Genomic DNA, 25,028 nt, shown 5'->3' on the forward strand with positions numbered 1-25,028 from the left:
CCAGCGGCGCCTGGGGCGCCGCCAGCTTCACGGCATCAGGCGCCAGCGCGGTCGAGCAGGTACTGGGTCAGCAGCGGCACCGGGCGCCCGGTGGCGCCTTTGTCCTTGCCGCCGCTGATCCAGGCCGTGCCGGCGATGTCCAGGTGCGCCCAGTTGTAAGCCTTGGCGAAGCGCGACAGGAAGCAGCCAGCGGTGATGGTGCCGGCTTTCGGCCCGCCGATGTTGCCCATGTCGGCGAACGGGCTGTCCAGTTGCTCCTGGTACTCATCGAACAGCGGCAGCTGCCAGGCACGGTCGTCGGCACGCTTGCCGGCGTCGAGCAGTTGGCCGACCAGCTCGTCGTTGTTGCCCATCAGGCCCGAAGTGTGGCTGCCCAGGGCGACGATGCAGGCGCCGGTCAGGGTGGCGATGTCGATCACCGCCTGCGGCTTGAAGCGCTCGGCGTAGGTCAGGGTGTCGCACAGCACCAGGCGGCCTTCGGCGTCGGTGTTGAGGATTTCGACAGTCTGGCCACTCATGGTGGTGACGATGTCGCCTGGGCGGGTGGCGCCGCCGCTTGGCATGTTCTCGGCGCAGGCCAGCAGGCACACCAGGTTGATCGGCAGTTGCAACTCGAGGACCGCACGCAGGGTGCCGAACACGCTGGCGGCGCCGCACATGTCGAATTTCATTTCATCCATGCCGGCGCCGGGCTTGAGGCTGATGCCGCCGGTATCGAAGGTGATGCCCTTGCCCACCAGCACGAACGGCTTGTCGGCCTTCTTGCCGCCTTGGTAGTTGAGCACGATCAGGCGTGGCGGCTGGTCGCTGCCCTGGCCAACGGCATAGAACGCGCCCATGCCCAGGTCCTTGATCTTCTTCTCGTCCAGCACCTCGACCTTCAGGCCCTTGTGGGCCTTGCCCAGGTCCTTGGCCTGCTCGGCCAGGTAGCTCGGGTGGCACAGGTTGGGCGGCAGGTTGCCCAGGTCGCGGGTGAAGGCCATGCCGGTGGCGATGGCGCTGGCGTGTTTCACTGCGCGCTCGACCTCGGCCAGGCCGGCCTTGTCGGCCAGCAGAGTGACCTTCTTCAGGGTGCGCGGTTCGGCCTTCTGGCTCTTGAAACGGTCGAACACGTATTCGCCGTCGAGCAGGGTCTCGGCCAGCAGGCGGTACTTGCCGTAATGAGCGTCGCGGTTGCTGACGGCGATGTCGTCCAGGGCCAGCACGGCATCGCCGCCATTCAGGCCCTTGAGCACGCCGGCCACGCTGGCGACCAGTTTGCGCCAGGCGCGGTCACCGAGGGCTTCGTCCTTGCCGCTGCCGACCAGCAGTACGCGCTCGGCCTTCAGGCCCGGCAGGCTCTGCAGCAACAGGGTCTGGCCAGGCTTGCCGGCCAGGTCGCCACGTTTGAGCACAGCGCTGATGGCGCCTTCGCAGGCTTGGTCGACGGCCTTGGCAACGGTCCCGAGCTTGCGCCCTTCACCGACCGGTACGACCAAGGTGGCGGTTTTTACGGATGCAGCAGCTACGCTTTTTACAACCAGTTCCATGTCAGGGTCCCCGAATGATCTATGCAGTTGGCGCTATACTTTTCGCGCTCTGGACGGGCCTGGACGCGTTGTCGCGTACCAGTGGAAAAGCTGCCAGTTTGAGCCTCTGGCAAGCGTGCTGACAAGCCCGAAGTGGGGCTTCATGCGCGGCCAAGTGACAGGCGCGGTCAATCACAGGATAATGCGCGCACTTCATATGGAGGTTCGCCGTTGGCGAACCGGCTTTGGTCCTGGCTGTAACAGGCCAATGTTTGGCAGTCCGCCCCTGACAACCCAGGAGTGTCTGGTTTGATCGTCTTTCGTTATCTGTCCCGCGAGGTCCTGGTGACCTTGAGCGCCGTCAGCGCCGTGCTGCTGGTGATCATCATGAGCGGGCGCTTCATCAAGTACCTGGCCCAGGCGGCCCAGGGTATCCTCGACCCGGGCGTGCTGTTCCTGATCATGGGCTTCCGCATGCCAGGTTTCCTGCAGTTGATTCTGCCGCTGGGTCTGTTCCTAGGGATTCTCCTGGCCTACGGCCGGCTGTACCTGGAAAGCGAAATGACCGTCCTGTCGGCGACCGGCATGAGCCAGCAGCGCCTGCTGGGCCTGACCATGGCACCGGCGGCGCTGGTCGCCGTGCTGGTCGCCTGGCTGAGCCTGAGCCTGTCGCCCCTGGGCGTTGCCCAGGTGCAGAAGATCATTGCCCAGCAGGATGCCATGACCGAGTTCGACACCCTGGTGCCGGGCCGCTTCCAGACCCTGCGCGACGGCTCGCGGGTCACCTACACCGAGCAGCTGTCGGATGACCGCGTCAAGCTGGCTGGAGTGTTCATTTCCGAGAAGCGCTTCAACCAGGACAAGACCAAGGACCGCGCACCATCAGTGCTGGTCGCCGAAAAAGGCCATCAGGAAATACAGGCTGATGGCAACCGCTACCTGGTGCTGGAAAACGGCTACCGCTACGACGGTAACCCGGGCCAGGCCGACTACCGTGCCATCAAGTACGACACCTATGGCGTATTGCTGCCCAAGCCGGAAGTGGCCGAGGAAGTGACCGATCGCGAAGCGATCCCGACCCTTGAACTGTTCGGCAAGACCGACCTGCGCGAGCGTGCCGAGCTGCAATGGCGCCTGTCGCTGCCGATCCTGGTGTTCATCGTGACCCTGATGGCGGTGCCGCTGGCCAGGGTCAACCCGCGCCAGGGGCGCTTCCTCAAGCTGCTGCCGGCGATTCTTCTGTACATGGCTTACCTGACAATGCTGATTTCCGTACGCGGTGCCCTGGAGAAGGGCAAATTGCCGATTGGCCTTGGCATCTGGTGGGTGCATGGCCTGTTCCTGCTGATCGGCCTGGCGCTGATGTACTGGGAACCGCTGCGCCTGAAAATGGCTGCCCGTCGTGCGGAGGTGGCCCGTGGCTAAACTTGACCGTTATATCGGCCTGAGCGTGCTGCTGGCCATTCTGGCCGTGCTGGGGATCATCCTCGGCCTGGCCTCGCTGTTCGCCTTCATCGACGAGATGGGTGAGCTGAGCGACACCTACACCTTGCTGGACGCGGGCAATTTCGTCTTGCTGACTGCACCTCGGCGGCTGTACGAGATGCTGCCGATGGCGGCACTGATCGGTTGCCTGATCGGCCTCGGCAGCCTGGCCAGCAACAGTGAACTGACCATCATGCGCGCCGCTGGCGTGTCCATCGGCCGTATCGTCTGGGCGGTGATGAAACCGATGCTGGTGCTGATGCTGGTCGGCCTGCTGATTGGTGAATACGTCGCCCCGGTGACCGAGAACAAGGCCCAGGCTGACCGCTCCCTGGCCCAGGGTGGGGGAGAAGCGCAAAGCTCCCGCCATGGCATGTGGCACCGCCAGGGCGAGGAGTTCGTGCACATCAACTCCGTACAGCCCAATGGCTTGCTGCTGGGCGTGACGCGTTACCGCTTCGACAGCGAGCGCAAGATCCAGACCTCGAGCTTTGCCCGTCGTGCCCAGTACAACGACGACCACTGGACGCTCAGCGATATCAGCACCACCTACTTCCACGGTGACCGTACTGAAGTGGTGAAGGCGCCGACTGAGCTCTGGGACGTTTCGCTGACACCGCAGTTGCTCAATACCGTGATCATGGCCCCTGAGTCGTTGTCGATCACCGGGCTGTGGGACTACATCCACTACCTGTCCGACCAGGGCCTGAACAACGCCCGCTACTGGCTGGCGTTCTGGACCAAGGTGTTGCAGCCGATGGTGACTGCAGCGCTGGTGCTGATGGCGATTTCCTTCATCTTCGGCCCGCTGCGTTCGGTAACCCTCGGTCAACGCGTATTCACCGGTGTGCTGGTGGGCTTCGCGTTCCGCATCGGCCAGGACCTGCTGGGCCCATCGAGCCAGGTGTTCGGCTTCCCGCCGCTGCTGGCGGTGGTGATACCGGCGGGCATCTGTGCTTTGGCCGGCCTGTGGTTGCTGCGACGGGCAGGATGATCGCCTGATTCGTACAAAAAAGCCGACCCCAGGGTCGGCTTTTTGCTGGCATTTACATGGCCTCTTCGCCCGCAAGCCCAGTGATATCGCTGTGGGAGCGGGCTTGCCCGCGAAGGGGCGGGACGGCAATACAGCGCTCAGCTCAATTCTTCTGCTTGGGCACCCGCACCAGCTGAGTTTCCGAATAGATGTCATGCCAGCCGCGCTTGCGCTTGTCGATCAGCGACCAGAAAAACCCAAGCCCCAGGCACAGCCAGGAGGCAATCGACACCACGAAGCGCAACAGTGCCTGCCACAGGCTGATCGCGCTGCCATCGGCGTTCTGCACGCGTACACCCCACACCTGCATGCCCAGGGTCTGACCGCCATGGGTCCAGAACTTGGCAAAGAAGCCGAACAGGGCGAACAGCAGAACGGTCGACAGCAGCGGGTCGCCATCCAGTGCGCCGGCTTCGGTCAGTTCACGCATGCGCGCTTCGCCGATGATCGCCATCTGGATCAACTTGTAAGCACCGGCCGTGACGATCAGCAGCGCCGTGCACAGCAGGAAGTCGTAGAACATCGCCGCCAGGCGTCGGCCCAGGCCGACCGGTGGGAAATCACCCTGGGGGGAGAGCAGAGGCTTGGACATGCAGAACAGCTCCGAATGGCGAAGCCGCTATTCTACGGGCAAAAAAAAGCCCCTGCACATGGCAGGGGCTTTTCTTCGAAGTCGGGGGCGGCTTAGCCGGCGACCTGAACCTTGTCAGCCTGCATGCCTTTCTGGCCTTGGACTGCTTCGAAGGTGACCTTCTGGCCTTCTTTCAGGCTCTTGAAGCCGTTACCCTCGATGGCACGGAAGTGCACGAACAGATCCGGACCGCTTTCTGGGGTGATGAAGCCGTAACCTTTTTCGTCATTGAACCACTTGACGGTACCGTTCTGACGCTCAGCCATTGTCTTATTTCCTATGAAGCTTAAATATTGATGACAGTTTCTTTCACGTTCTATAAAAGTGAAAGAGTACTGGGCTGGGTTGCAGGAAAGTAAGAGACGTCGAACGGGTTGTAGCAAATCTCGGCTACTGGCCCAGGTCACGAACTGTTGCGACCCATGCAAACACAGTGCAGTGACTCTACGCCAACTCCCAAGAAAAAAACAAGCCCTTGGTCGTATGGAAAATCGGCGTTTAGCCGATAACCGACAGATTTGTCGGAAACGGCATGGCGCCTGGCCTGGCGCCATGTTCAAAAGTTATTGGACAGGTTCGAAATCGAATATGTAGGACCCGCCCGCAAACCTCAGGCCGTACCTTCAACCACGGTAGTAACGCTGCGCAACGAAAGGCATTTTGCTGACTTTCAAGGCAACCTTCTTGCCCCGCACCAAGGCAAACAGTGCTGTGTCGAGTGCACTGTGTTCGATATCGACATAGCCCATCGCAACAGGGGCACCGAGTGTCGGGCCAAAACCGCCACTGCAGACTTTGCCTACGTTTTTATCGAACGCATCAACAATTTCCGCACCTTCACGCACAGGCGTACGTTCTTGCGGCAACAGGCCTACCCGTTTGCGGGCTACGCCTTGTTGCTGCTGAGCGAACACTGCCTCGGCGCCCGGGAAACCACCGGCACGGCCACCGTCGGCGCGACGGACCTTGGACACTGCCCACAGCAGGCTGGCCTCGACCGGGGTAGTGCTGGTATCCATGTCGTGGCCGTACAGGCATAGGCCGGCTTCCAGGCGCAGCGAGTCGCGGGCGCCCAGGCCGATAGGCTGCACTTCAGGTTCGGCCAGCAGGCGACGTGCCAGGGCTTGGGCAGCACCAACCGGCACCGAGATCTCGTAGCCGTCTTCGCCGGTGTAGCCCGAGCGGCTGACGAAGCAGTCTTCACCGAGCAGTTTCACCGGGCGGAACTGCATGAAAGTCATGCCTGCCACTTCAGGCGCCAGGCGTTCCAGCACCTTCACCGCAGCGGGGCCTTGCAGGGCGAGCAGGGCACGCTCGGCGAACAATGGCTGCACTTCACAACGGCTGCCGATATGCGCCTGCAGGTGGGCCAGGTCCTGGTCCTTGCACGCCGCGTTGACCACCAGGAACAGGGTGTCGTCACCGAGGTTGGCGACCATCAGGTCGTCGAGGATGCCGCCTTGCTCGTTGGTGAACATGGCATAGCGCTGCATCCCCACCGGCAGGTCGATGATGTCCACCGGTACCAGCGACTCCAGTGCCTTGGCGGCACCGGCGCCACGCAGGACAATCTGGCCCATGTGCGAGACGTCGAACAGGCCGGCCTGTTCGCGGGTGTGCAGGTGTTCCTTGAGCACGCCCAGCGGGTATTGCACCGGCATGTCGAAGCCGGCGAACGGCACCATGCGCGCGCCCAGCTCCAGGTGCAGGGCGTGCAGCGGGGTCTTTTGCAATGTTTCGGACATCGATGACTCCTTGGTTTTTTATCGGGTCAACATTCGATGATGTTGACGGCCAGACCGCCGCGGGCGGTCTCCTTGTATTTGCTTTTCATGTCGGCGCCGGTCTGGCGCATGGTGCGGATCACCTTGTCGAGCGACACGTAGTGCTGCCCGTCACCGCGCAAGGCCATGCGCACGGCGTTGATGGCTTTCACCGAGCCCATGGCGTTGCGCTCGATGCAGGGCACCTGAACCAGGCCGCCGATCGGGTCGCAGGTCAGGCCGAGGTTGTGTTCCATGCCGATTTCAGCGGCATTTTCCACTTGCTGCGGGGTACCGCCCATCACTTCGCACAAGGCCCCCGCAGCCATGGAGCAGGCCACGCCGACCTCGCCCTGGCAGCCGACTTCGGCCCCGGAAATCGAGGCGTTTTCCTTGTACAGGATGCCGATGGCCGCAGCGGTGAGCAGGAAGCGCACCACCCCGTCGTCGCTGGCACCAGGGACGAAACGCATGTAGTAGTGCAACACCGCCGGGACGATGCCCGCTGCGCCGTTGGTGGGCGCAGTGACCACGCGCCCGCCGTAGGCGTTTTCTTCGTTGACCGCCAGGGCGTAGAGGTTGACCCAGTCCAGCACCGACAGCGCGTCGCGCAGGCTGGCCTCTGGATGGCGGCTGAGCTGGCGGTACAGCGCCGGGGCGCGGCGCTTGACCTTGAGCCCACCGGGCAGGATGCCTTCGTGCCGGTAACCGGCTTCGACGCAGTCCTGCATCACCTGCCAGATGTGCAGCAGCCCACTGCGTGTTTCGCGTTCGGGGCGCCAGGCGGCCTCGTTGGCCAGCATCACCTGGCTGATCGACAGCTGCTGTGCAGTGCAGTGGCCGAGCAGTTCCTTGGCGGTCTTGAACGGGTAGGCCAGCACGGTGCTGTCCTCGACGATGCGATCCTGGCCGGCAGCGTCCTCGTCCACCACGAAACCGCCACCCACGGAGTAGTACTCCCTGCTGCGGATTTGCAGTCCGGCTGCATCGAACGCACGAAAGATCATGCCGTTGGGGTGATAGGCCAAGGGCTTGCGGATCATCGCCAGGTGCTGCTTTTCGTTGAAGGCGATGGTCTGCTCACCGAGCAGGCAGAGCTGGCCGCTGGCGCGGATGGCCTGCAGGCGGGCGGGGATGGATTCGGTGTCGACGGTATCAGGGTGCTCGCCTTCCAGGCCGAGCAATACCGCCTTGTCACTGCCGTGGCCTTTGCCGGTGGCGCCGAGCGAGCCATACAGCTCGGCCTTGACGCAAACGGTGCTGGCCAGCAGGCCATCGCGGCGCAGCCCTTCGGCGAAGCGCGCGGCGGCGCGCATCGGGCCGACCGTGTGGGAGCTGGAGGGGCCGATGCCGATCTTGAACAGGTCGAAGACGCTCAGTGACATGGTGACCTCCTGCCAGGTTCGTGGAGCGGACGGTGAGCCCTGTGGGAGCGGGCTTGCCCGCGAATGCGATAGTGGCTCTACCGCCGCATTCGCGGGCAAGCCCGCTCCCACAGAGGCCCACACCTCGGATCAGGGAACGGGCCGAAGGCTATCAGGCGTCCTGATAGCTCTCGATCGACGGGCAGGCGCAGACCAGGTTGCGGTCGCCGAACACGTTGTCGACCCGGCCGACCGGTGGCCAGTACTTGCCTTCCACCAGGCTCGGGAGCGGGTACACCGCCTGTTCGCGGCTGTAGCCATGGGCCCATTCGCCAACCAGCTCGGCCGCAGTGTGCGGGGCGTTCTTCAGCGGGTTGTCATCCTTGTCCAGGCTGCCGGTTTCCACCGCGCGGATTTCTTCGCGGATCTGGATCATCGCGTCGCAGAAGCGATCCAGTTCTTCCTTGGACTCGCTTTCGGTCGGTTCGATCATCAGCGTGCCGGCCACCGGGAACGACATGGTCGGAGCATGGAAACCGAAGTCGATCAGGCGCTTGGCCACGTCATCGACGCTGATGCCGCTGGTGTCCTTGAGCGGGCGCAGGTCGAGGATGCATTCGTGGGCGACCAGGCCATTGCCGCCGGTGTACAGAACAGGATAGTGCTCTTCCAGGCGGCGGGCGATGTAGTTGGCGTTGAGGATCGCCATCTGCGAAGCACGCTTGAGGCCGGCACCGCCCATCATGCGAATGTACATCCAGGTGATCGGCAGGATGCTGGCGCTGCCGAACGGCGCGGCGCACACCGCGCCCTCGGTGTTGGCAAGCGCCGCGTGGCCTGGCAGGAACGGCGCCAGGTGCGACTTCACGCCGATCGGGCCGACGCCCGGGCCGCCACCGCCGTGCGGGATGCAGAAGGTCTTGTGCAGGTTCAGGTGCGACACGTCGCCACCGAACTTGCCCGGGGCGCACAGGCCGACCATGGCGTTCATGTTGGCGCCGTCGATGTACACCTGGCCACCGTTGTCGTGGATGATCGCGCAGATCTCGCCGATCGCTTCCTCGAACACGCCGTGGGTCGACGGATAGGTGATCATGATCGCGGCCAGGCGATCGCGGTGCTCGATGGCCTTGGCGCGCAGGTCCTCGACATCGACGTTGCCGCGGGCGTCACAGGCCGTGACCACCACGCGCATGCCGGCCATGTGCGCGGTCGCCGGGTTGGTACCGTGGGCCGAAGACGGGATCAGGCAGATGTCGCGGTGGCCTTCGCCACGGCTGCGGTGGTAGGCACGGATGGCCAGCAGGCCGGCGTACTCACCCTGGGAGCCGGCGTTGGGCTGCAGCGACACGGCGTCGTAGCCGGTGGCGGCGCAGAGCATGGCTTCCAGCTCGGTGGTCATCTGCAGGTAGCCCTGGCTTTGCTCGGCCGGGGCGAACGGGTGCAGGTTGCCGAACTCGGCCCAGGTCACCGGGATCATCTCGCTGGCAGCGTTGAGCTTCATGGTGCACGAGCCCAGCGGGATCATGCTGCGGTCCAGCGCCAGGTCCTTGTCGGCCAGGCGGCGCAGGTAGCGCATCAGCTCGGTTTCGCTGTGGTAGCGGTTGAACACCGGGTGCTCGAGGATGGCCGACTGGCGCAGCAGGGCGGCCGGCAGGCGCGAGCCGGTGCTGGCGGCCAGGGCGGCGAAGTCAGGTTGGGCCTGGTCGGCGCCGAACAGTTGCCAGAGGGCTTCGACATCGGCCTGGGTGCTGGTTTCGTCGAGCGACAGGCCCAGGTGAGCGGCGTCGATCTGGCGCAGGTTGATGCGCTGTGCGCGGGCCTGTTCGTGCAGGCTGGCGGTGGCACTGCCGGTGGCCAGGGTCAGGGTGTCGAAGGCGGTTTCGCCGACCACTTCCTGGCCCAGGGTTTTCAGGCCGGCAGCCAGGATCGCGGTGAGTGCGTGGGTGCGTTCGGCAATGCGCTTGAGGCCGGCCGGGCCGTGGTACACGGCGAACATGCTGGCGATGTTGGCCAGCAGCACCTGGGCGGTGCAGATGTTGCTGGTGGCCTTCTCGCGGCGGATGTGCTGTTCGCGGGTCTGCATGGCCAGGCGCAGTGCGGTCTTGCCGAAGCGGTCGATCGACACGCCGACCAGGCGGCCCGGCATGTCGCGCTTGAAGGCATCGCGGGTGGCGAAGTAGGCCGCGTGCGGGCCACCGAAGCCCAGTGGCACGCCGAAGCGCTGGGCGCTGCCGATGGCCACGTCGGCGTCGAACTCGCCCGGCGGGGTCAGCAGGGTCAGGGCCAGCAGGTCGGCGGCAACGGCGACCAGGGCGTTGGCGGCGTGGAAACGCGCGACCACGTCGCGGTAGTCGAACACTTCGCCGTTGCTGGCCGGGTATTGCAGCAGAGCGCCGAAGAAGGCACTGACATCGCCCAGTTCACGCTCGTCGCCGACCACGATCTCGATGCCCAGCGGCTCGGCACGGGTGCGCAGCACGTCGAGGGTCTGCGGGTGGCAGTGCACGGAGGCGAAGAAGGCGTGGCTGGCCTTGTTCTTCGACAGGCGCTTGCAGAAGGTCATGGCTTCGGCAGCGGCAGTGGCTTCGTCGAGCAAGGATGCGTTGGCGATCGGCAGGCCGGTGAGGTCGCTGATCAGGGTCTGGAAGTTCAGCAGCGCTTCCAGGCGGCCCTGGGAAATTTCTGGTTGGTACGGGGTGTAGGCGGTGTACCAGGCCGGGTTTTCCAGCAGGTTGCGCAGGATCGGCGCGGGGGTGTGGGTGTTGTAGTAGCCCTGGCCGATGAAGCTCTTGAACAGTTCGTTCTTGCCGGCGATGGCTTTCAGCGCAGCGAGGGCATCGGCCTCGCTCTGGCCGTCTTCCGAACCGAGCACGCTGGTGCCCTTGATGCTGTCGGGGATGACCGCGGCGCTCATCGCTTCCAGCGAGTCGAAGCCCAGGGTGGCAAGCATGGCTTGCTCGTCGGCGGCGCGAGGGCCGATGTGACGGGCAATGAATTCGTTGGCGGTGCCGAGGTTGATGGTCATGGTCGGATTCCTCAGGCGTCGTCGTTGGCTTTGATCAGGCGGTCGTAGGCGTCCTGGTCGAGCAGGGCGGTGACTTCGCTCATGTCGGTAGGGATGAAGCGGAAGAACCAGCCTTCGCCCAGCGGGTCTTCGTTGACCAACTCGGGGCTGTCATTGAGGCCATCGTTGACGGCAACCACTTCACCGGCCAGGGGCATGTACACGCCGCTGGCGGCTTTCACCGACTCGACGGTGGAGGCTTCGGCGCCTTTGTCGTACTGCTGCAGCTCAGGCAGTTGCACATAGACCACATCGCCAAGGGCGTTCTGGGCGTAGGCGGTGATGCCCACGGTGACGCTACCGTCGGTTTCGACGCGCAGCCATTCGTGATCTTCAGTGAAACGCAACTCGCTCATGGGGAATCCTCGGGAAGCAGGGCGTTGGGCGCGGTGTGTCCGCGCTCTTGGGTTGCGATTCCCTAAGCAATAATGCGGCCAGTCTATAAAAAGCCTTTTAAATCAGTAGCTTAATTATTTTATGTGGCCGTTTTCCCATTCTTGTGGAATGAAAACGCTACAGCGGGGAGGGTGATGAAAAGGGTTTGGGGATCAAACCCTTGCGTAGAGGGATAGAGAAGGTGTTGTATTGATTTCAATACGCTGTATTGAAATCAATACGAAAAGACAGGTTCGCTTCAACCGGCAGTGAAAAGGGGTAATGCCAGGTACAACTTGATAACGATGACATTGATGATGTCGATGAAGAACGCCCCCACCATCGGCACTGCCAAAAATGCCAGTTGCGAGGGCCCGAAGCGTTGGGTCACCGCTTGCATGTTGGCAATGGCAGTTGGCGTAGCCCCAAGGCCGAACCCGCAATGCCCTGCTGCGAGCACTGCAGCGTCATAGTTGCGGCCCATGACCCGGAAGGTGACGAAGATCGCGAACAGGGCCATGAGCAGCGTCTGCACGGCCAGGATGATCAGGAAGGGCAGGGCCAGTGCCGCCAGGTCCCACAGTTTGAGCGACATCAGCGCGATGGCCAGGAACAGTGACAGGCTGACGTTACCCAGCACGGAAACCTCACGCTCGAAGACTTGATACAAACCCAGCGCAGAAAGCCCGTTGCGCAACAGCACACCGACAAACAACACGCAAACGAAGGTCGGCAATTCGAACGCCGTGCCATGGAGCTGGCCATTCAACAGCGTGCCGCCGAGCAGGCTGACCGAAATCAGTGCCAGGGTCTCGATGAATGAAAACGGCGTGATCAGTCTCTCTTTCTGAGGTTCTTCAAACCCTTTGGGCATGTGGGGTACTGCTTGTTCGACGCCTGGCGTTTGTACCCGCTTGATCAGCAGACGGGCGACCGGGCCACCGATCAGGCCGCCCAGCACCAGGCCAAACGTGGCCGAAGCCAGGGCCAGTTCCGAGGCCGAGGCCAGGCCATATTTTTCGCTGAACGTAGTGCCCCAGGCCGCGCCTGTGCCATGGCCGCCGGACAGTGTGATGGAGCCCGTCAGCAGCCCCATCAGCGGGTCTAGCCCCAGTGCGGTGGCCAGGCCGATGCCCATCGCGTTCTGTACCAGCAGCAAGCCGGTAACTGCGAGCAGGAAGATCACCACCACGCGCCCGCCTTTTTTCAAGCTGGCAAAGTCTGCGTTCAGGCCGATGGTGGCGAAGAACGCCAGCATCAAAGGCGCCTGCAGTGAAGTATCGAATTGTACTTTCAGGTCGAAACTGCGTAATCCCAGCAGTATCAGGGCCACCACCAGGCCACCGGCAACAGGTTCGGGGATATTGTAGGTGCGCAGGACAGCGACACGTGTCACCAGCCCGTGGCCCAATAACAGCACCAGTGAGGCGGCGACCAATGTGCCATAGAAGTCGAGTTCCAGCATGAGAGGCGCTCTCTCTCCATCAACAAAGAAGAGCGTCATTTTCGCAGCAGTGCTTGTTGAAGTATTGGCTGGACCCGTAGGAATAGTCTGAAACCTGACAGCGTAAAGTTCTAATTCTTGCCCGGAATACCATGATTTGCGCAAATGTTGTGCGATCGCGGTACGCGATGCTTGCCGTCGGCCCGCCATTCTCCGGGCAGATCAAAAACGGCCGGCTGACCAAAGCCTTGTAAACGCGCCCTCAAACGATCGTGTATCAAATGCTACGGCGTACCGAAATCGATACGTATCACATCTGTCATGGGCTGATGAAGTGCGGAATGGAGAGTGGGGGAGCCGATCATGCAGCATCTCCATGCAATGGGGCAGTAACCTATTTTAAATAGGCGGTGTTTACGGGAATGTATGTGTGTGACAGTTATTTGTTCCTTGCTTGTAGGACCTGTCTATTTTCAATGACTCATCTCTTTTTTCTTGGGCTGTTGTATTAGGCTGAGTGCTCCGGCGCAGCAGTGATTTGCATTTTGTTTGAGAGCGGCAGGGGAGTTGGCTAAGCCACTTTTCTCGGTTTCGCTCGCCCTGGAACTTATCAATGTAAATCGCGAATGTTGTGATCGGCGCGCACGAGGCTAATGAGAATTTCTCAAGGAGATATATATGGGCCGAAAAAAAAGACAAGTCATATTGCCACCAACCTTTGTCGGGGCACAACCTTCACGTCCAGGGGCTTCTGCACCCGGGGGGGCTGTTGCCAATCATGTAGGGCCGATTCTGGACGGGTTTAAGATATCCGCCGCTGGCGCGATGAAGATCGCTGATGATGCAGCGAGGGTCGTTTATCTGGAAAGCTTGTCTGCACTGGCTGGTATGCTCGAGCAGGAAGTCGTTGCTGTACGTAATGAATTGGGTAGCGCTCAGGAAACGAATATTGAGAGCCTTAAGCAAGATATCGCTGCTCGGTCAGTTTTGCTGGAACGAAAAACTAATGATTTAAGGCAGCAACAGGAACAGGCGAATAGCTATTACGGATCGTCGCCATTTGGTAAGAGTGCCGAGGATTATGCCAGTACCACGTTTAAAAATATTGCGACTGGTCGTATAAGAGTTGCGAACATTCAAGAGGCTTTGAACGCAGCGTATCGTGCCGCTTACATGGTGCAGTTGCGAGAAGCCGAAGTACAAATGCTTCAAGCGCAAATCGCAGCGCTGCAGCAGGCTCTTCACACTGCGCAGGAGCAACTGAGAGCGGAAGCAGAGGCCCAAGCTCGTGCCCAAGCGGAGGCGGAAGCTGCGGCTCGTGCCCAGGCAGAGGCGGAAGCTGCGGCTCGTGCCCAGGCAGAGGCGGAAGCTGCGGCTCGTGCCCAGGCAGAGGCAGAAGCTGCAGCACGAGATCAGGCAGAGGCCCATGCCGAAGCTGAAGCGCATGTCAAAGCCCAAGAGGCGGCTGAGAGGGCGTTGGCAGAGCAGGCGACGCGTCAAGCCAACACATTTAAAGCGCCGCTATCTGAGTTAGCGGCAAAGCCAGCCATCGTCTTGGCTACGGCAGCGGCGCCCGTGCTAGAGGCTGGCGTAGCACTGGGCACGGCCATTCGCTCCGCCGTCGCATCGTTGAGTGTCGCTTCCATCGAAGCTGTGGCTGGGCCTTTCCTGGTGGGGACCTTCGCACTGCTCTACACCCCCAAACTGGGGAATGCGGAGTTGCCGGACAACTATGTCCTGACCTCGCCGCTGACCGACCTGACGGTCGAATTGGATGCTGCAGCTCAAGCTGCCGCCCTTGAACTTGGCACGGTCGATCTTCCAGTGCGGATGGGCGACATGCGCGAGCAAGTCGGGTCTATCGAGCTGTTCGCCGCCCGCACCGGGGGGGCCGTCATTCCTTCCACAGTGCCGGTACTGGCGGCAGCGTATGACGCCCAAAGCGGTCAGTACACCGTCACCACCGATGACATACCGTCCAGAACACTGACCTGGACGCCCGCAGTCGAGCCTCAGGACAGCTCGACAACCTTACCAGCGACTCCTCCATCTGGAGCGGCACTGGTTGGACCGACGCTCGAGCCACTCGAGGGCCGGCTCGACATTTACCCTGAGCTGCCAGATTTCGGGTTCGATGACTACGTCATCATTTTCCCCGCCGATTCGGGATTGCCGCCGCTTTATGTGATGTTCAAAAGCCGCCGCCTCATGGCGGGGGAAGTGGAAGGTGAAGGCAAACTAATCGATGGTGAGCTTTTACATGATGGAAATCGAGAAGGCGCGCCGATTCCCATGCAGATCGCCAGCGAGTTGCGAGGGCAAAAATTCAGTAGCTGGAACGCATACCGGCGCAGGTTGTGGCAGTTGATAGGGCGTAGTCCCCTTTTTGAAGGCCAGTTTGACAGGGTGGATCGCGCTTTGATGTTGCGCGGGTTGGCACCCTATGCTAGTAAAGCTGAATGGATAGGTGGGCGGATCAAATATGAAATTCATCATGTGAAACCAATCAGTGATGGTGGGGGCGTTTATGATAATGATAATCTCGTGATTATTTCTCCTAAATTTCACATCGAACTTCATAAGTGAAGAGTGTTTTCATGAAAAGCATAGCTGACTATACAGAAGAAGAATTCTTGAGTTTCGTTAGTGGGATTTATCATGCTGATCCTCATCTCTATCCCACTGAAAAGTCACATGTCAATGCAGTCTTTGAGTTCGAACGATTGACAGAACATCCCCTTGGGGCCGATTTGCTAACAAAGCCCACAAAAAATGGTTTCAAAGACACGCCGCAAGATATGGTCAATGAAGTGAAGCGATGGAGAAGTGAGCAAGGTCTGGCGGGGTTCAAAGCCTCGTAGGCGTTTAAAGGTAGCTTCGGCTGTTTTCGGTCAGGTCTTTTCAGACTGAACTAAGATAAGTGTTCGTGTTGATCGTTGTGACAGTTTTTAAGCGGAGTTGTCGCGACGCACGGCAAGTGGAAAGCCCGGGTTCCGCGAGAACTGAATCACTGCTTGATCTGGCTTGATGATTAACTATGAAGCCCCTTTGTGGTGCAACCCGCGAAGGGGTGATGGTTGCATCATTAAATTTTCGTTTTGGGAATTCCATACTTACGCAGCCGCTGGGCTATCGCGGTATGCGAAGTCTGCAAGCGCCCCGCCAGCTGCCGGGTGGAGGGGTAGCTGGCGTATAGCCGCTGGAGTAGTTCTCGTTCGAAATCGCCCACCGCTTGATCAAGGCTCGCCACCTCGCCGTCCTGCCCCCGTGCCACCGATGTCCCCGCGATATCCAGGTCGCCGATATCCACTAGGTTGCTTTCACAGATCGCTGCTGCACGGAAGATCACGTTCTGTAGCTGGCGCACGTTGCCAGGCCAAGTGTTGGCAAGTAGTGCCGAATGGGTGGCAGGCGTCAGCCGGCAGGCCGGGCGCTGAATCTGCGTGCAGGCCTGCTGCATGAAGTAGTGCGCCAGCATGAGGATGTCCTGGCCTCGGTCGCGCAGCGGCGGTACCTGCAGGTTGAGCACGTTGAGGCGGTAGAACAGGTCCTCGCGGAAGGTGCCTTCGGCGACCATGCGTTCCAGGTCGCGGTGGGTGGCGCTGATGATGCGCACGTCCACCTTCACCTCGCGGTCGCCACCCACGCGGCGGAAGCTGCCGTCGCTGAGAAAACGCAGCAGCTTGGCCTGCAGGTACGGCGACATTTCGCCGATCTCGTCGAGAAACACCGTGCCCTGGTTGGCCAGCTCCATCAGCCCCGGCTTACCGCCACGTTGGGCGCCGGTGAAGGCGCCGGGTGCATAGCCGAACAGCTCGCTCTCGGCCAGGCTTTCAGGCAGTGCGGCGCAGTTCAGGGCAAGGAACGGCGCGGTGTGGCGGCTACTGATGGCATGGCAGGCGCGGGCCACCAGTTCCTTGCCGGTGCCGGTTTCGCCGTGCACCAGCAACGGCGCATCGAGGGCCGCCACGCGCAGGGCGCGGGCCTTGAGGGTGCGGATCGCCGGTGATTCGCCGAGCAACGCATCGAAACCTTCTGCGTGGTCGTGGTGCAGGGCTGACAGGCGCTCGCCCATGCGGTTCGGCGCATACAGCGTCAGCAGGCCGCCGGCGTTGGTGATGGGCGAGGCGTCCAGCAGCAGACTCTGGCCGTTGAGCTGCATCTCGCGCATCGGCAGGTGGAAATTGTTGTCCAGCAAGGCCTGCAGCAGGTCGGGGTCGTTGAACAGTTCGCCCACCGTGCGCCCGGCGGATTCGCGGCCGCACAGGGCGATCAGCGCCGGGTTGGCCAGTAGCACCTTGCCGGCGCTGTCGACCGCCAGCACCGGGTCGCTCATGGCCGCGAGCAGGGCGTCGAGCTGCAGGTGGCGGCGCTGGCCGGGGAGGATGTCGACCACGTCCACCGACTGCACGCCGCGGACTTCGAACAGGGCGTCATGGAGTTCTTCGAGCACCGCCGGGCTGAGGGTCGGGGCGTCGATGTAGACGTTCGGCGGGACCATTTCCACGGCGTCCAGGTTGAGGTTGCGGGCACCGAGCAGGGCGAGGACTTCCTGGGTGATGCCGACGCGGTCGATGAAGCTGACGTGGATGCGCATGGAGTTCGAACAGTAGGCGACGGAGTTCGCCAGTATGCCTTGAGTCGGATGCCAGGCCCAACATCGGCGGTGGCATCTTCGCGGGCAAGCCCGCTCCCACAAGGACTACACAGGCCTCAAGGGCAATGATCAACCTGTGGGAGCTTGCCTGCGAATGGTGTCACTCGAGGTGTTCAGGCTTGATCGGGTCGCCCGATTTCACATCCAGTTTCTGGCGAATGTCTTCGAACATGGCGTCGTACAGCTTGTGCGGCGAGCCCAGGCTCTCGAACTTCTGGTGGGGTGCCAGGTAGGACTGGGCCTTGCGCGAGGCAATCATGAGGAAGCTGGGCAGTACCTGGTCCTTGGCCAGGAAGAACGGTTCATCCACCTTCTTGCCTTCGATGATCCCGTGCATGCGGAACTGGATACCGCGGCCTTCCTTGGGGTCTGTCGCCGCCTCGTACTCGATATTGAGGTCGTAGCTGTGGTCGTTCTTGGTCAGCGCAGTGCGCTCGATATGGACGTGGCCGGGTTGAAACTGGGCCATGGCAAACTCCTCCGGAAGGTGAAAATGGCGGGCCCGTAAGCCCGCCCACTGCATTCAACGGTAGCTGATCCCCGGCTTTTCGGTGCTCACACGGGTGCCGGCGACGCCTTTGACGATGCCCTCGATGTTCTCCAGCGAGCTGATCACCGCCACCTTGCCGGTGTGGCGGGCAAAGTCGCAGGCCGCTTGCACTTTCGGCCCCATGGAGCCGGCTGCGAAGCCGAGGCGTTCGAGTTCGTCGGGGTGGGCCTGGGCAATGGCCTTCTGCGTCGGCTTGCCCCAATCAATGTAGGCCGCATCGACGTCGGTGGCGATGATCAGAAGGTCGGCTTCCAGCTGCTCGGCCAACAGGGCAGAGCACAGGTCTTTGTCGATCACCGCCTCGATGCCCTTGAGCTTGCGGTTTTCGTCGTACATGGTGGGGATGCCGCCGCCACCGGCGCAGATCACGATGCTGCTCTTTTCCAGCAGCCACTTGATCGGGCGGATCTCGAAGATGCGCTTGGGTTTCGGGCTGGCGACCACGCGGCGGTACTTGTCGCCATCGGCCTTGACCACCCAGCCTTTTTCCTTGGCCAGGCGCTCGGCCTCGTCCTTGCTGTAGACCGGGCCGATGAACTTGCTCGGGTCCTTGAAGGCCGGGTCGTTGGCGTCCACTTCCACCTGGGTCAGCAGGGTGGCGAACGGCACTTCGAACGCCAGCAGGTTGCCCAGCTCCTGTTCGATCATGTAGCCGATCATGCCTTCGGTTTCGGCACCAAGCACGTCCAGCGGGTAGGCCTCGTCGGGCTTGTACGACAGCCCTTGCAGCGCCAGCAGGCCAACTTGCGGGCCGTTGCCGTGGGCGATGACCAGTTCGTTGCCGGGGTGAATCTTGGCGATCTGTTCGGTGGCCGTGCGGATATTGGCGCGCTGGTTGTCAGCGGTCATGGGCTCGCCGCGGCGCAGCAGGGCGTTGCCGCCCAATGCAACAACGATACGCATGGGGAATGTCCTTTAAGCGAAAGAAATGAACGCTGCTCGGGGCGGGACACAGCCCCTGTGGGAGCGGGTTCACCCGCGAATGCGTCAGCGGCCCCAACGGTAATACCTGGGCTGACGCTTTCGCGGGTAAACCCGCTCCCACAGGGGAGCGGGTTGCCCGGCCAGGCGAGTCAGCCTTACAGGTCAGCCAGGGTCGAAACCAGAATCGCCTTGATGGTGTGCATGCGGTTTTCCGCCTGCTCGAAGGCGATGCACGCTGGCGACTCGAACACGTCATCGGTCACTTCGATGCCGTTGGCCAGGTCCGGATACTGCTCGGCAATCTGCTTGCCGACCTTGGTCTCGGAGTTGTGGAAGGCCGGCAGGCAGTGCATGAACTTGGTCCGTGGGTTGCCGCTGGCTTTCATCAGCTCCTTGTTCACCTGGTAGGGCTTGAGCAGCTTGATGCGCTCGCCCCAGGCTTCGATCGGCTCGCCCATCGAGACCCAGACGTCGGTGTGAATGAAGTCGACCCCCTTGACCGCCGCCTTGGGGTCTTCGGTCAGGGTGATGCGTGCACCGCTTTCTTCGGCGTACTTGTGGCAACGCTCGACCAGGTCTTCATGCGGCCACAGCGCCTTGGGCGCGGCGATGCGCACGTCCATGCCAAGCTTGGCGCCGATCAGCAGCAGCGAGTTGCCCATGTTGTTGCGGGCGTCGCCCAGGTAGGCGTAGCTGATGTCGTGCAGTGGCTTGTCGCTGTGCTCGCGCATGGTCAGCACGTCGGCGATCATCTGGGTCGGGTGGTATTCATCGGTCAGACCGTTGAACACGGGTACGCCGGCGAACTTGGCCAACTCCTCGACGATTTCCTGCTTGAAACCGCGGTACTCGATGGCGTCGTACATGCGCCCGAGCACGCGGGCGGTGTCCTTCATGCTTTCCTTGTGGCCGATCTGCGAGGAGTTGGGGTCGATGTAGGTGACGTTGGCGCCCTGGTCATAGGCGGCGACTTCGAAGGCGCAGCGGGTGCGGGTCGAGGTCTTCTCGAAGATCAGGGCGATGTTGTTGCCCTTCAGGTGCTGCTGCTCGGTGCCGGTGTACTTGGCGCGCTTGAGGTCGCGGGACAGGTCCAGCAGGTATTTCAGCTCACGGGTAGTGTGGTGTTCGAGGCTGAGCAGGTTGCGGTTGTGAATGTTGAACGCCATGACTTTTCTCCTTGAATTCGGTGATGTCCCGGCCGCCACTTCGTGAGTGCGGCCGGGCGTGATGGGCGTTAGTAATTGATTGGATCGCGCACGATCGGGCAGGTCATGCAGTGGCCACCGCCCCGGCCCCGGCCCAGCTCGCCGGCGCTGATGGTGATGACCTCGATGCCGGCCTTGCGCAACAGGGTGTTGGTGTAGGTGTTGCGGTCGTAGCCGATGACCACGCCGGGCTCGATGGCCACCACGTTGTTGCCGTCATCCCACTGTTCGCGTTCGGCGGCGAAGCTGTTGCCGCCGGTCTCGACCACGCGCAGCTTGACGCCCAGCTGCTCGCCCACCACCTCGATGAACGATTTGTTGATGCGGCGCACGTCCATGCCGTATGGCTTTTTCTCGTCCGGGCGGATGATGAACGGCACGATCTCATTGACCACTTCCGGGAAGACCGTGACCAGGTCGCGGTCGCAGAAGCTGAACACGGTGTCCAGGTGCATGGCGGCGCGGGACTTCGGCAGGCCGGCGACGATGACTTCCTTGACCGCGCCCTTGGCGAACAGGTTGCGCGCCAGTTGGCCGATGGCCTGACGCGAGGTGCGTTCGCCCATGCCGATCAGCACGATGCCCTTGCCGATCGGCATCACATCACCGCCTTCGAGGGTGGACTGGCCGTGGTCCTTGTCCGGGTCGCCGTACCAGACTTCGAAGTCGGCGTTGGTGAACTCCTTGTGGAACTTGTAGATGGCGGTGGTCAGCAGGGTTTCCTGGCGACGCGCCGGCCAGTACATCGGGTTCAGCGTCACGCCGCCGTAGATCCAGCAAGTGGTGTCGCGGGTGAACTGGGTGTTGGGCAGCGGCGGCAGGATGAAGCTGGAGTGGCCCAGGTAGTCGTTGTACATCTTGACCACATCGGCGCCTTCGCTCTGTGGCAGGTCCTGGCCGGCCACACCACCGATCAGGAACTCGGCGAGGTGACGCGGCTCCAGGCCTTCGAGCCAGCTGCGCACTTCGTTGTTCAGGCCAACACCGACGGTGTCATCGGTGATCTTGCGGTCGAGAATCCACTTCAGGGCTTCAGGTTGCTGGACAATGTCGGTCAGCAGGTTGTGCATCTCCAGCACATCGACGCCACGCTCGCGCATCTTGGTGACGAAGTCGAAATGGTCACGCTTGGCCTGGTCGACCCAGATCACGTCGTCGAACAGCAGCTCGTCACAGTTGCTTGGCGTCAGCCGCTTGTGCGCCAGGCCCGGTGCGCAAACCATTACCTTGCGCAGCTTGCCGGCTTCGGAGTGGACACCGTACTTCTGTTTTTCAGCGGACATGGTTTCATTCCTCCAATTGAACGAAGACGTGGGTCAAAGGGTCAGGAAGCCGTCATACAGGCCGAAGGCCGCCACCAGGGCGCCGATGACCACGGCTGCGAAGATCAGTTTTTCCACGTTGGTGAAGATCGGCTGGCCCACCTCGCGCTTGGCCTTGGCGAACAGGATTGCGCCAGGAGCGTAGAGCAGGGCCGAGAGCAGCAGGTATTTCACGCCGCCGGCATACAGCAGCCAGATGGCATATATCAGCGCGATGGCGCCGATGATCAGGTCCTTCTGCCGCTCGGCAAGGGCCTGCTCGTAGGTTTCGCTGCGCAGTGCCAGCAGGAAGGCATAAGCCGCCGACCACAGGTACGGCACCAGGATCATCGAGGTAGCAAGGTAGATCAGCGACAGGTAGGTACTGTTGGAGAACAGGGTGATGACCAGGAAGATCTGCACCATGGCGTTGGTCAGCCACAGGGCGTTGGCCGGCACCTGGTTGGCGTTCTCGCGGCGCAGGAACTCCGGCATGGTGTGGTCCTTGGCGGCGGCGAACATGATCTCGGCGCACAGCAGCACCCACGAGAGCAGGGCGCCGAGCAGCGAGATGATCAGGCCGACGCTGATCAGCACCGCGCCCCAGTGGCCGACCACATGCTCGAGCACGGCAGCCATCGACGGGTTCTGCAGCTTGGCCAGTTCCGGTTGGGTCATGATGCCCAGCGACAGCACGTTGACCAGCACCAGGAACAGCAGCACGGTGATGAAGCCGATGACCGTGGCCTTGCCCACGTCGGAGCGTTTTTCCGCCCGTGACGAGAAGATGCTCGCGCCTTCGATACCGATGAACACCCACACGGTGACCAGCATCATGTTGCGCACCTGGTTCATCACGCTGCCCAGGTCCGGAGTGCCCACCGCCCAGATGTCGGCGGTGAAGATGTCGAGTTTGAAGGCGAACAGGCAGATCAGTGCAAACAGCACCAGCGGCACCACCTTGGCCACGGTGGTGACCAGGTTGATGAACGCTGCTTCCTTGATGCCGCGCAGTACCAGGAAGTGCACGGCCCAGAGCAGTACCGAGGCGCCGATGATCGCCGCCGGGGTGTTGCCTTCGCCGAAGATCGGGAAGAAGTAGCCGAGGGTGCTGAACAGCAGCACGAAGTAGCCGACGTTGCCCAGCCAGGCACTGATCCAGTAGCCCCAGGCCGAAGAAAAGCCCATGTAGTCGCCGAAGCCGGCCTTGGCGTAGGCGTACACACCGCCATCCAGGTCAGGCTTGCGGTTGGCCAGGGTCTGGAACACGAAGGCCAGGGTCAGCATGCCCACCGCCGTGATCGCCCAGCCAATGAGTACCGCGCCAACGCCTGCACTGGCGGCCATGTTTTGCGGCAGCGAGAAGATCCCGCCACCAATCATCGAGCCGACCACAAGTGCAACTAACGCGCCGAGCTTTAGTTTTCCGGAAGAATCAGACATTTAACAACTCCTGCCAGGAGAAAGTTGACGACAGAATAAATCCGACGCCTGGACCATGAGCTGACTTGGGTCAGTTCTTGGCAACGCGAAGGTAGGAAATTTCCTTCACGCGGCTCCTGGAGAGTGCCGACAGCTATGCTGCAGGCCTTGTGCGCTGGCACCTCCATGTCCTACTAGAGCAAACGCTCTGTTTAGCCTGCGATTTTTGAAGCTAGCCGCTTTTGTCGCTTTCGCAAATTTTTCACAAGAATTTCGAGTTTTATCAGTTTCTTTTCTAGTTGCTTGGCAGCTGCTAGTTTTTACAGAGGCATGGCGATAGACATTGTGGTTATTAATGCTATAGGTTTAATGGTTTTGGCCATATAAGTAACAGCATCTATATGGCCACCATGGCTGTTGCAAACGCATGACAGCACGGAAAAAAGGGAGCCCCATGAGCGAACCGGGACAAAAGCTGCGTCTGGGTGCACTGATCGCACTGGTGGTCGGTTCGATGATTGGTGGCGGGATCTTCTCGCTGCCGCAGAACATGGCAGCGCGTGCCGACGTCGGCGCCGTGCTGATTGGCTGGGCGATCACCGCCGTGGGCATGCTGGCCCTGGCCTTCGTGTTCCAGACCCTGGCCAACCGCAAGCCTGAGCTGGATTCGGGGGTATACGCCTACGCCAAGGCCGGGTTCGGCGAGTACATGGGGTTTTCTTCGGCCTGGGGCTACTGGATCAGTGCCTGGCTGGGCAACGTCGGCTACTTCGTGCTGTTGTTCAGCACCCTGGGCTTCTACTTCCCGGTGTTTGGCGAAGGCAACACGCCGATTGCCATCGGCTGCGCCTCGCTGCTGCTGTGGGCGGTGCACTTTCTGGTGCTGCGTGGCATCAAGGAGGCGGCGTTCATCAACCAGGTGACCACCGTGGCCAAGGTGGTGCCCCTGTTGATCTTCGTCGTCATCGCCGCCTTTGCTTTCCGCGCCGATATCTTCACCCGTGATATCTGGGGTCTGAGCAATCCGCAGTTCGGCAACGTGCTGAACCAGGTGCGCAACATGATGCTGGTCACGGTGTTCGTGTTCATCGGTATCGAGGGCGCCAGTGTCTATTCCGGGCGGGCGCAGCGTCGTTCCGACGTTGGCAAGGCCACGGTGATCGGCTTTCTCGGGGTGCTGGCGCTGCTGGTGCTGGTCAACGTGCTGTCGCTCGGGGTGATGACCCAGCCGGAGCTGGCCGGGTTGCAGAATCCGTCGCTGGCCTCGGTGCTGGAGCATATCGTCGGACCTTGGGGGGCATTGCTGATCAGCATTGGCCTGGCAGTGTCGCTGCTCGGTGCCTTGCTGTCGTGGGCATTGCTGTGCGCGGAGATTCTTTATGCCACGGCACGTGACAAGACCATGCCGCGCTTCCTGGCCAAGGAAAACGCCAACCATGTGCCGGCCAATGCCCTGTGGCTGACCAACTGCATGATCCAGGGCTTTTTGCTGATTACCCTGGTTTCAGAAGGCACTTATACCAGCCTGATCTATCTCGCCTCGTCGATGATTCTGGTGCCCTACCTGTGGTCGGCGGCCTATGCGGTGTTGCTGGCCTGGCGCGGGGAGAGTTACCAAGGGCAGGCGGGGCTGCGGCGCAAGGACCTGCTGGTGGCGGCTGTGGCGCTGCTGTATGCGGTGTGGCTGCTGTACGCGGGCGGCCTCAAGTACCTGCTGCTGTCGGCGCTGCTGTATGCCCCAGGCGTCATCCTGTTTGCCCGGGCCAAGCATGAACAAGGGCAGACCCTGTTCACCACTTGGGAGAAGCTGATTTTCGCGGCAGTGCTGGCGGGGGCGGCACTGGCGGCCTACCTGCTGTACTCAGGGCTGCTGAGCTTGTGACACAGCGGGGCAGGGCTGTTCCGGGCGTGACCAGATCCACAGGTTGCCCAGGGTCATGCCGGCAATCGCCAGAAACACCGGCCAGTGGTGTTCGAGGAAAATCAGCATCAGTGCGGCGCAAAGCAGCATGCTGATGGTGGCGCTGACCTTGGCACGGCGCTGGATCACCTTGCCGTTGCGCCAGTTGTACAGAATCGGCCCGAACAGACGATGGTTCTCCAGCCAGGCGGACAGGCGCGGTGAACTGCGCGTTGCGGCCCAGGCGGCCAGCAGGATGAACTCGGTGGTCGGCAGGCCGGGGATGACGATGGCGACCAGGCCTATCCCCAAGCTCACGTAAGCCAGGATGCCATACAGCAGGCGGGACAGTTTCGAGCGGGCGGGTCGGGTCATGTTCTCACTGCGCAAAAACGTCCG

Annotated in this window: 20 protein-coding genes; 5 read left to right on the forward strand and 15 right to left on the reverse strand. The window is 61.7% G+C overall.

What is annotated here, in order from left to right; all coding sequences use genetic code 11:
• Positions 1–35: 35 nt before the first annotated feature.
• Complete coding sequence (locus ACIPZ5_RS08040; protein WP_400807667.1) at positions 36–1,529, reverse strand: leucyl aminopeptidase; 1,494 nt, start codon at positions 1,527–1,529, stop codon at positions 36–38.
• A 288-nt stretch (positions 1,530–1,817) separates the two neighbouring features.
• Here ACIPZ5_RS08040 and lptF point away from each other — a divergent pair, with 288 nt between their 5' ends.
• Both lptF and lptG read left to right on the forward strand, forming a co-directional pair.
• The gene (lptF, locus tag ACIPZ5_RS08045) at positions 1,818–2,933 is read left to right on the forward strand and encodes an LPS export ABC transporter permease LptF (RefSeq protein ID WP_085673548.1); all 1,116 of its coding nucleotides are present in this window, start codon (positions 1,818–1,820) and stop codon (positions 2,931–2,933) included.
• Positions 2,926–3,987 carry an LPS export ABC transporter permease LptG gene (lptG, locus tag ACIPZ5_RS08050; protein ID WP_261942821.1) on the forward strand — a complete coding sequence of 354 codons (1,062 nt, stop codon included), beginning with the start codon at positions 2,926–2,928 and terminating at the stop codon, positions 3,985–3,987. Before lptF ends, lptG begins: the two co-directional genes overlap by 8 nt.
• A gap of 142 nt (positions 3,988–4,129) precedes the next feature.
• On the opposite strand, the gene ACIPZ5_RS08055 is transcribed toward lptG, so the two are convergent.
• From ACIPZ5_RS08055 to gltS, 7 genes are all read right to left on the reverse strand, one after another.
• Positions 4,130–4,618 carry an RDD family protein gene (locus tag ACIPZ5_RS08055; RefSeq protein ID WP_343598400.1) on the reverse strand — a complete coding sequence of 163 codons (489 nt, stop codon included), beginning with the start codon at positions 4,616–4,618 and terminating at the stop codon, positions 4,130–4,132.
• 92 nt (positions 4,619–4,710) lie between these two features.
• On the reverse strand, positions 4,711–4,923 hold the full coding sequence (locus tag ACIPZ5_RS08060; protein WP_003257941.1) for a cold-shock protein: 213 nt from the start codon (positions 4,921–4,923) through the stop codon (positions 4,711–4,713).
• A gap of 357 nt (positions 4,924–5,280) precedes the next feature.
• Positions 5,281–6,402 carry a glycine cleavage system aminomethyltransferase GcvT gene (gene gcvT, locus ACIPZ5_RS08065; protein ID WP_343598402.1) on the reverse strand — a complete coding sequence of 374 codons (1,122 nt, stop codon included), beginning with the start codon at positions 6,400–6,402 and terminating at the stop codon, positions 5,281–5,283.
• Between the two features lie 26 nt (positions 6,403–6,428).
• Positions 6,429–7,805, reverse strand: coding sequence for an L-serine ammonia-lyase (locus tag ACIPZ5_RS08070; RefSeq protein ID WP_261942824.1), 1,377 nt, complete (start codon positions 7,803–7,805; stop codon positions 6,429–6,431).
• 151 nt (positions 7,806–7,956) lie between these two features.
• Positions 7,957–10,812, reverse strand: coding sequence for an aminomethyl-transferring glycine dehydrogenase (gcvP, locus tag ACIPZ5_RS08075; protein ID WP_343598405.1), 2,856 nt, complete (start codon positions 10,810–10,812; stop codon positions 7,957–7,959).
• 11 nt (positions 10,813–10,823) lie between these two features.
• Positions 10,824–11,207, reverse strand: a complete 384-nt coding sequence (gene gcvH, locus ACIPZ5_RS08080; protein WP_400807672.1) for a glycine cleavage system protein GcvH — start codon at positions 11,205–11,207, stop codon at positions 10,824–10,826.
• A gap of 278 nt (positions 11,208–11,485) precedes the next feature.
• A complete protein-coding gene (gltS, locus tag ACIPZ5_RS08085) occupies positions 11,486–12,691 on the reverse strand; it encodes a sodium/glutamate symporter (protein WP_343598511.1) in 1,206 nt (401 codons plus the stop codon).
• A 657-nt stretch (positions 12,692–13,348) separates the two neighbouring features.
• On the opposite strand from gltS, the gene ACIPZ5_RS08090 reads away from it, so the two are divergent.
• Both ACIPZ5_RS08090 and ACIPZ5_RS08095 read left to right on the forward strand, forming a co-directional pair.
• A complete protein-coding gene (locus ACIPZ5_RS08090) occupies positions 13,349–15,256 on the forward strand; it encodes an S-type pyocin domain-containing protein (RefSeq protein WP_400807675.1) in 1,908 nt (635 codons plus the stop codon).
• A gap of 11 nt (positions 15,257–15,267) precedes the next feature.
• On the forward strand, positions 15,268–15,531 hold the full coding sequence (locus ACIPZ5_RS08095) for a bacteriocin immunity protein (RefSeq protein ID WP_343598411.1): 264 nt from the start codon (positions 15,268–15,270) through the stop codon (positions 15,529–15,531).
• 224 nt (positions 15,532–15,755) lie between these two features.
• Here the strand turns inward: ACIPZ5_RS08095 and ACIPZ5_RS08100 are convergent, their stop codons facing one another.
• The 6 genes from ACIPZ5_RS08100 to arcD (ACIPZ5_RS08125) all read right to left on the reverse strand — a co-directional run bounded on the left by ACIPZ5_RS08100 (position 15,756) and on the right by arcD (ACIPZ5_RS08125) (position 22,750).
• Positions 15,756–17,267, reverse strand: a complete 1,512-nt coding sequence (locus tag ACIPZ5_RS08100; protein ID WP_400807678.1) for a sigma-54-dependent transcriptional regulator — start codon at positions 17,265–17,267, stop codon at positions 15,756–15,758.
• A gap of 160 nt (positions 17,268–17,427) precedes the next feature.
• Positions 17,428–17,796, reverse strand: coding sequence for a DUF5064 family protein (locus ACIPZ5_RS08105; protein WP_261942830.1), 369 nt, complete (start codon positions 17,794–17,796; stop codon positions 17,428–17,430).
• Positions 17,797–17,850: 54 nt separating this feature from the next.
• Positions 17,851–18,780, reverse strand: a complete 930-nt coding sequence (gene arcC / locus ACIPZ5_RS08110) for a carbamate kinase (protein ID WP_261942831.1) — start codon at positions 18,778–18,780, stop codon at positions 17,851–17,853.
• Between the two features lie 176 nt (positions 18,781–18,956).
• Complete coding sequence (locus tag ACIPZ5_RS08115; protein ID WP_261942832.1) at positions 18,957–19,967, reverse strand: ornithine carbamoyltransferase; 1,011 nt, start codon at positions 19,965–19,967, stop codon at positions 18,957–18,959.
• Between the two features lie 68 nt (positions 19,968–20,035).
• Positions 20,036–21,289 carry an arginine deiminase gene (arcA, locus tag ACIPZ5_RS08120; RefSeq protein ID WP_400807682.1) on the reverse strand — a complete coding sequence of 418 codons (1,254 nt, stop codon included), beginning with the start codon at positions 21,287–21,289 and terminating at the stop codon, positions 20,036–20,038.
• Positions 21,290–21,322: 33 nt separating this feature from the next.
• On the reverse strand, positions 21,323–22,750 hold the full coding sequence (gene arcD / locus ACIPZ5_RS08125) for an arginine-ornithine antiporter (protein WP_261942834.1): 1,428 nt from the start codon (positions 22,748–22,750) through the stop codon (positions 21,323–21,325).
• A 433-nt stretch (positions 22,751–23,183) separates the two neighbouring features.
• Between arcD (ACIPZ5_RS08125) and arcD (ACIPZ5_RS08130) the strand changes: the two genes are divergently transcribed.
• The gene (arcD, locus tag ACIPZ5_RS08130; RefSeq protein WP_261942835.1) at positions 23,184–24,611 is read left to right on the forward strand and encodes an arginine-ornithine antiporter; all 1,428 of its coding nucleotides are present in this window, start codon (positions 23,184–23,186) and stop codon (positions 24,609–24,611) included.
• On the opposite strand, the gene ACIPZ5_RS08135 is transcribed toward arcD (ACIPZ5_RS08130), so the two are convergent.
• Positions 24,591–25,004: a YbaN family protein gene (locus ACIPZ5_RS08135; protein ID WP_261942836.1), complete on the reverse strand. Its 414-nt coding sequence runs from the start codon at positions 25,002–25,004 to the stop codon at positions 24,591–24,593. The two genes, arcD (ACIPZ5_RS08130) and ACIPZ5_RS08135, sit on opposite strands and share 21 nt — an antisense overlap.
• Between the last annotated feature and the right edge of the window lie 24 nt (positions 25,005–25,028).

It is taken from the genome of Pseudomonas sp. NPDC089428, assembly GCF_044749325.1.
Classification (GTDB): domain Bacteria; phylum Pseudomonadota; class Gammaproteobacteria; order Pseudomonadales; family Pseudomonadaceae; genus Aquipseudomonas.

What these genes read in the sequence shown, in the direction of transcription:
- ACIPZ5_RS08040 (WP_400807667.1), bottom strand. Translation starts at nt 1,529, where the DNA reads ATGGAACTGGTTGTAAAAAGCGTAGCTGCTGCATCCGTAAAAACCGCC.
- ACIPZ5_RS08055 (WP_343598400.1), bottom strand. Translation starts at nt 4,618, where the DNA reads ATGTCCAAGCCTCTGCTCTCCCCCCAGGGTGATTTCCCACCGGTCGGC.
- ACIPZ5_RS08060 (WP_003257941.1), bottom strand. Translation starts at nt 4,923, where the DNA reads ATGGCTGAGCGTCAGAACGGTACCGTCAAGTGGTTCAATGACGAAAAA.
- gcvT (WP_343598402.1), bottom strand. Translation starts at nt 6,402, where the DNA reads ATGTCCGAAACATTGCAAAAGACCCCGCTGCACGCCCTGCACCTGGAG.
- ACIPZ5_RS08070 (WP_261942824.1), bottom strand. Translation starts at nt 7,805, where the DNA reads ATGTCACTGAGCGTCTTCGACCTGTTCAAGATCGGCATCGGCCCCTCC.
- gcvP (WP_343598405.1), bottom strand. Translation starts at nt 10,812, where the DNA reads ATGACCATCAACCTCGGCACCGCCAACGAATTCATTGCCCGTCACATC.
- gcvH (WP_400807672.1), bottom strand. Translation starts at nt 11,207, where the DNA reads ATGAGCGAGTTGCGTTTCACTGAAGATCACGAATGGCTGCGCGTCGAA.
- gltS (WP_343598511.1), bottom strand. Translation starts at nt 12,691, where the DNA reads ATGCTGGAACTCGACTTCTATGGCACATTGGTCGCCGCCTCACTGGTG.
- ACIPZ5_RS08090 (WP_400807675.1), top strand. Translation starts at nt 13,349, where the DNA reads ATGGGCCGAAAAAAAAGACAAGTCATATTGCCACCAACCTTTGTCGGG.
- ACIPZ5_RS08095 (WP_343598411.1), top strand. Translation starts at nt 15,268, where the DNA reads ATGAAAAGCATAGCTGACTATACAGAAGAAGAATTCTTGAGTTTCGTT.
- ACIPZ5_RS08100 (WP_400807678.1), bottom strand. Translation starts at nt 17,267, where the DNA reads ATGCGCATCCACGTCAGCTTCATCGACCGCGTCGGCATCACCCAGGAA.
- ACIPZ5_RS08105 (WP_261942830.1), bottom strand. Translation starts at nt 17,796, where the DNA reads ATGGCCCAGTTTCAACCCGGCCACGTCCATATCGAGCGCACTGCGCTG.
- arcC (WP_261942831.1), bottom strand. Translation starts at nt 18,780, where the DNA reads ATGCGTATCGTTGTTGCATTGGGCGGCAACGCCCTGCTGCGCCGCGGC.
- ACIPZ5_RS08115 (WP_261942832.1), bottom strand. Translation starts at nt 19,967, where the DNA reads ATGGCGTTCAACATTCACAACCGCAACCTGCTCAGCCTCGAACACCAC.
- arcA (WP_400807682.1), bottom strand. Translation starts at nt 21,289, where the DNA reads ATGTCCGCTGAAAAACAGAAGTACGGTGTCCACTCCGAAGCCGGCAAG.
- arcD (WP_261942834.1), bottom strand. Translation starts at nt 22,750, where the DNA reads ATGTCTGATTCTTCCGGAAAACTAAAGCTCGGCGCGTTAGTTGCACTT.
- arcD (WP_261942835.1), top strand. Translation starts at nt 23,184, where the DNA reads ATGAGCGAACCGGGACAAAAGCTGCGTCTGGGTGCACTGATCGCACTG.
- ACIPZ5_RS08135 (WP_261942836.1), bottom strand. Translation starts at nt 25,004, where the DNA reads ATGACCCGACCCGCCCGCTCGAAACTGTCCCGCCTGCTGTATGGCATC.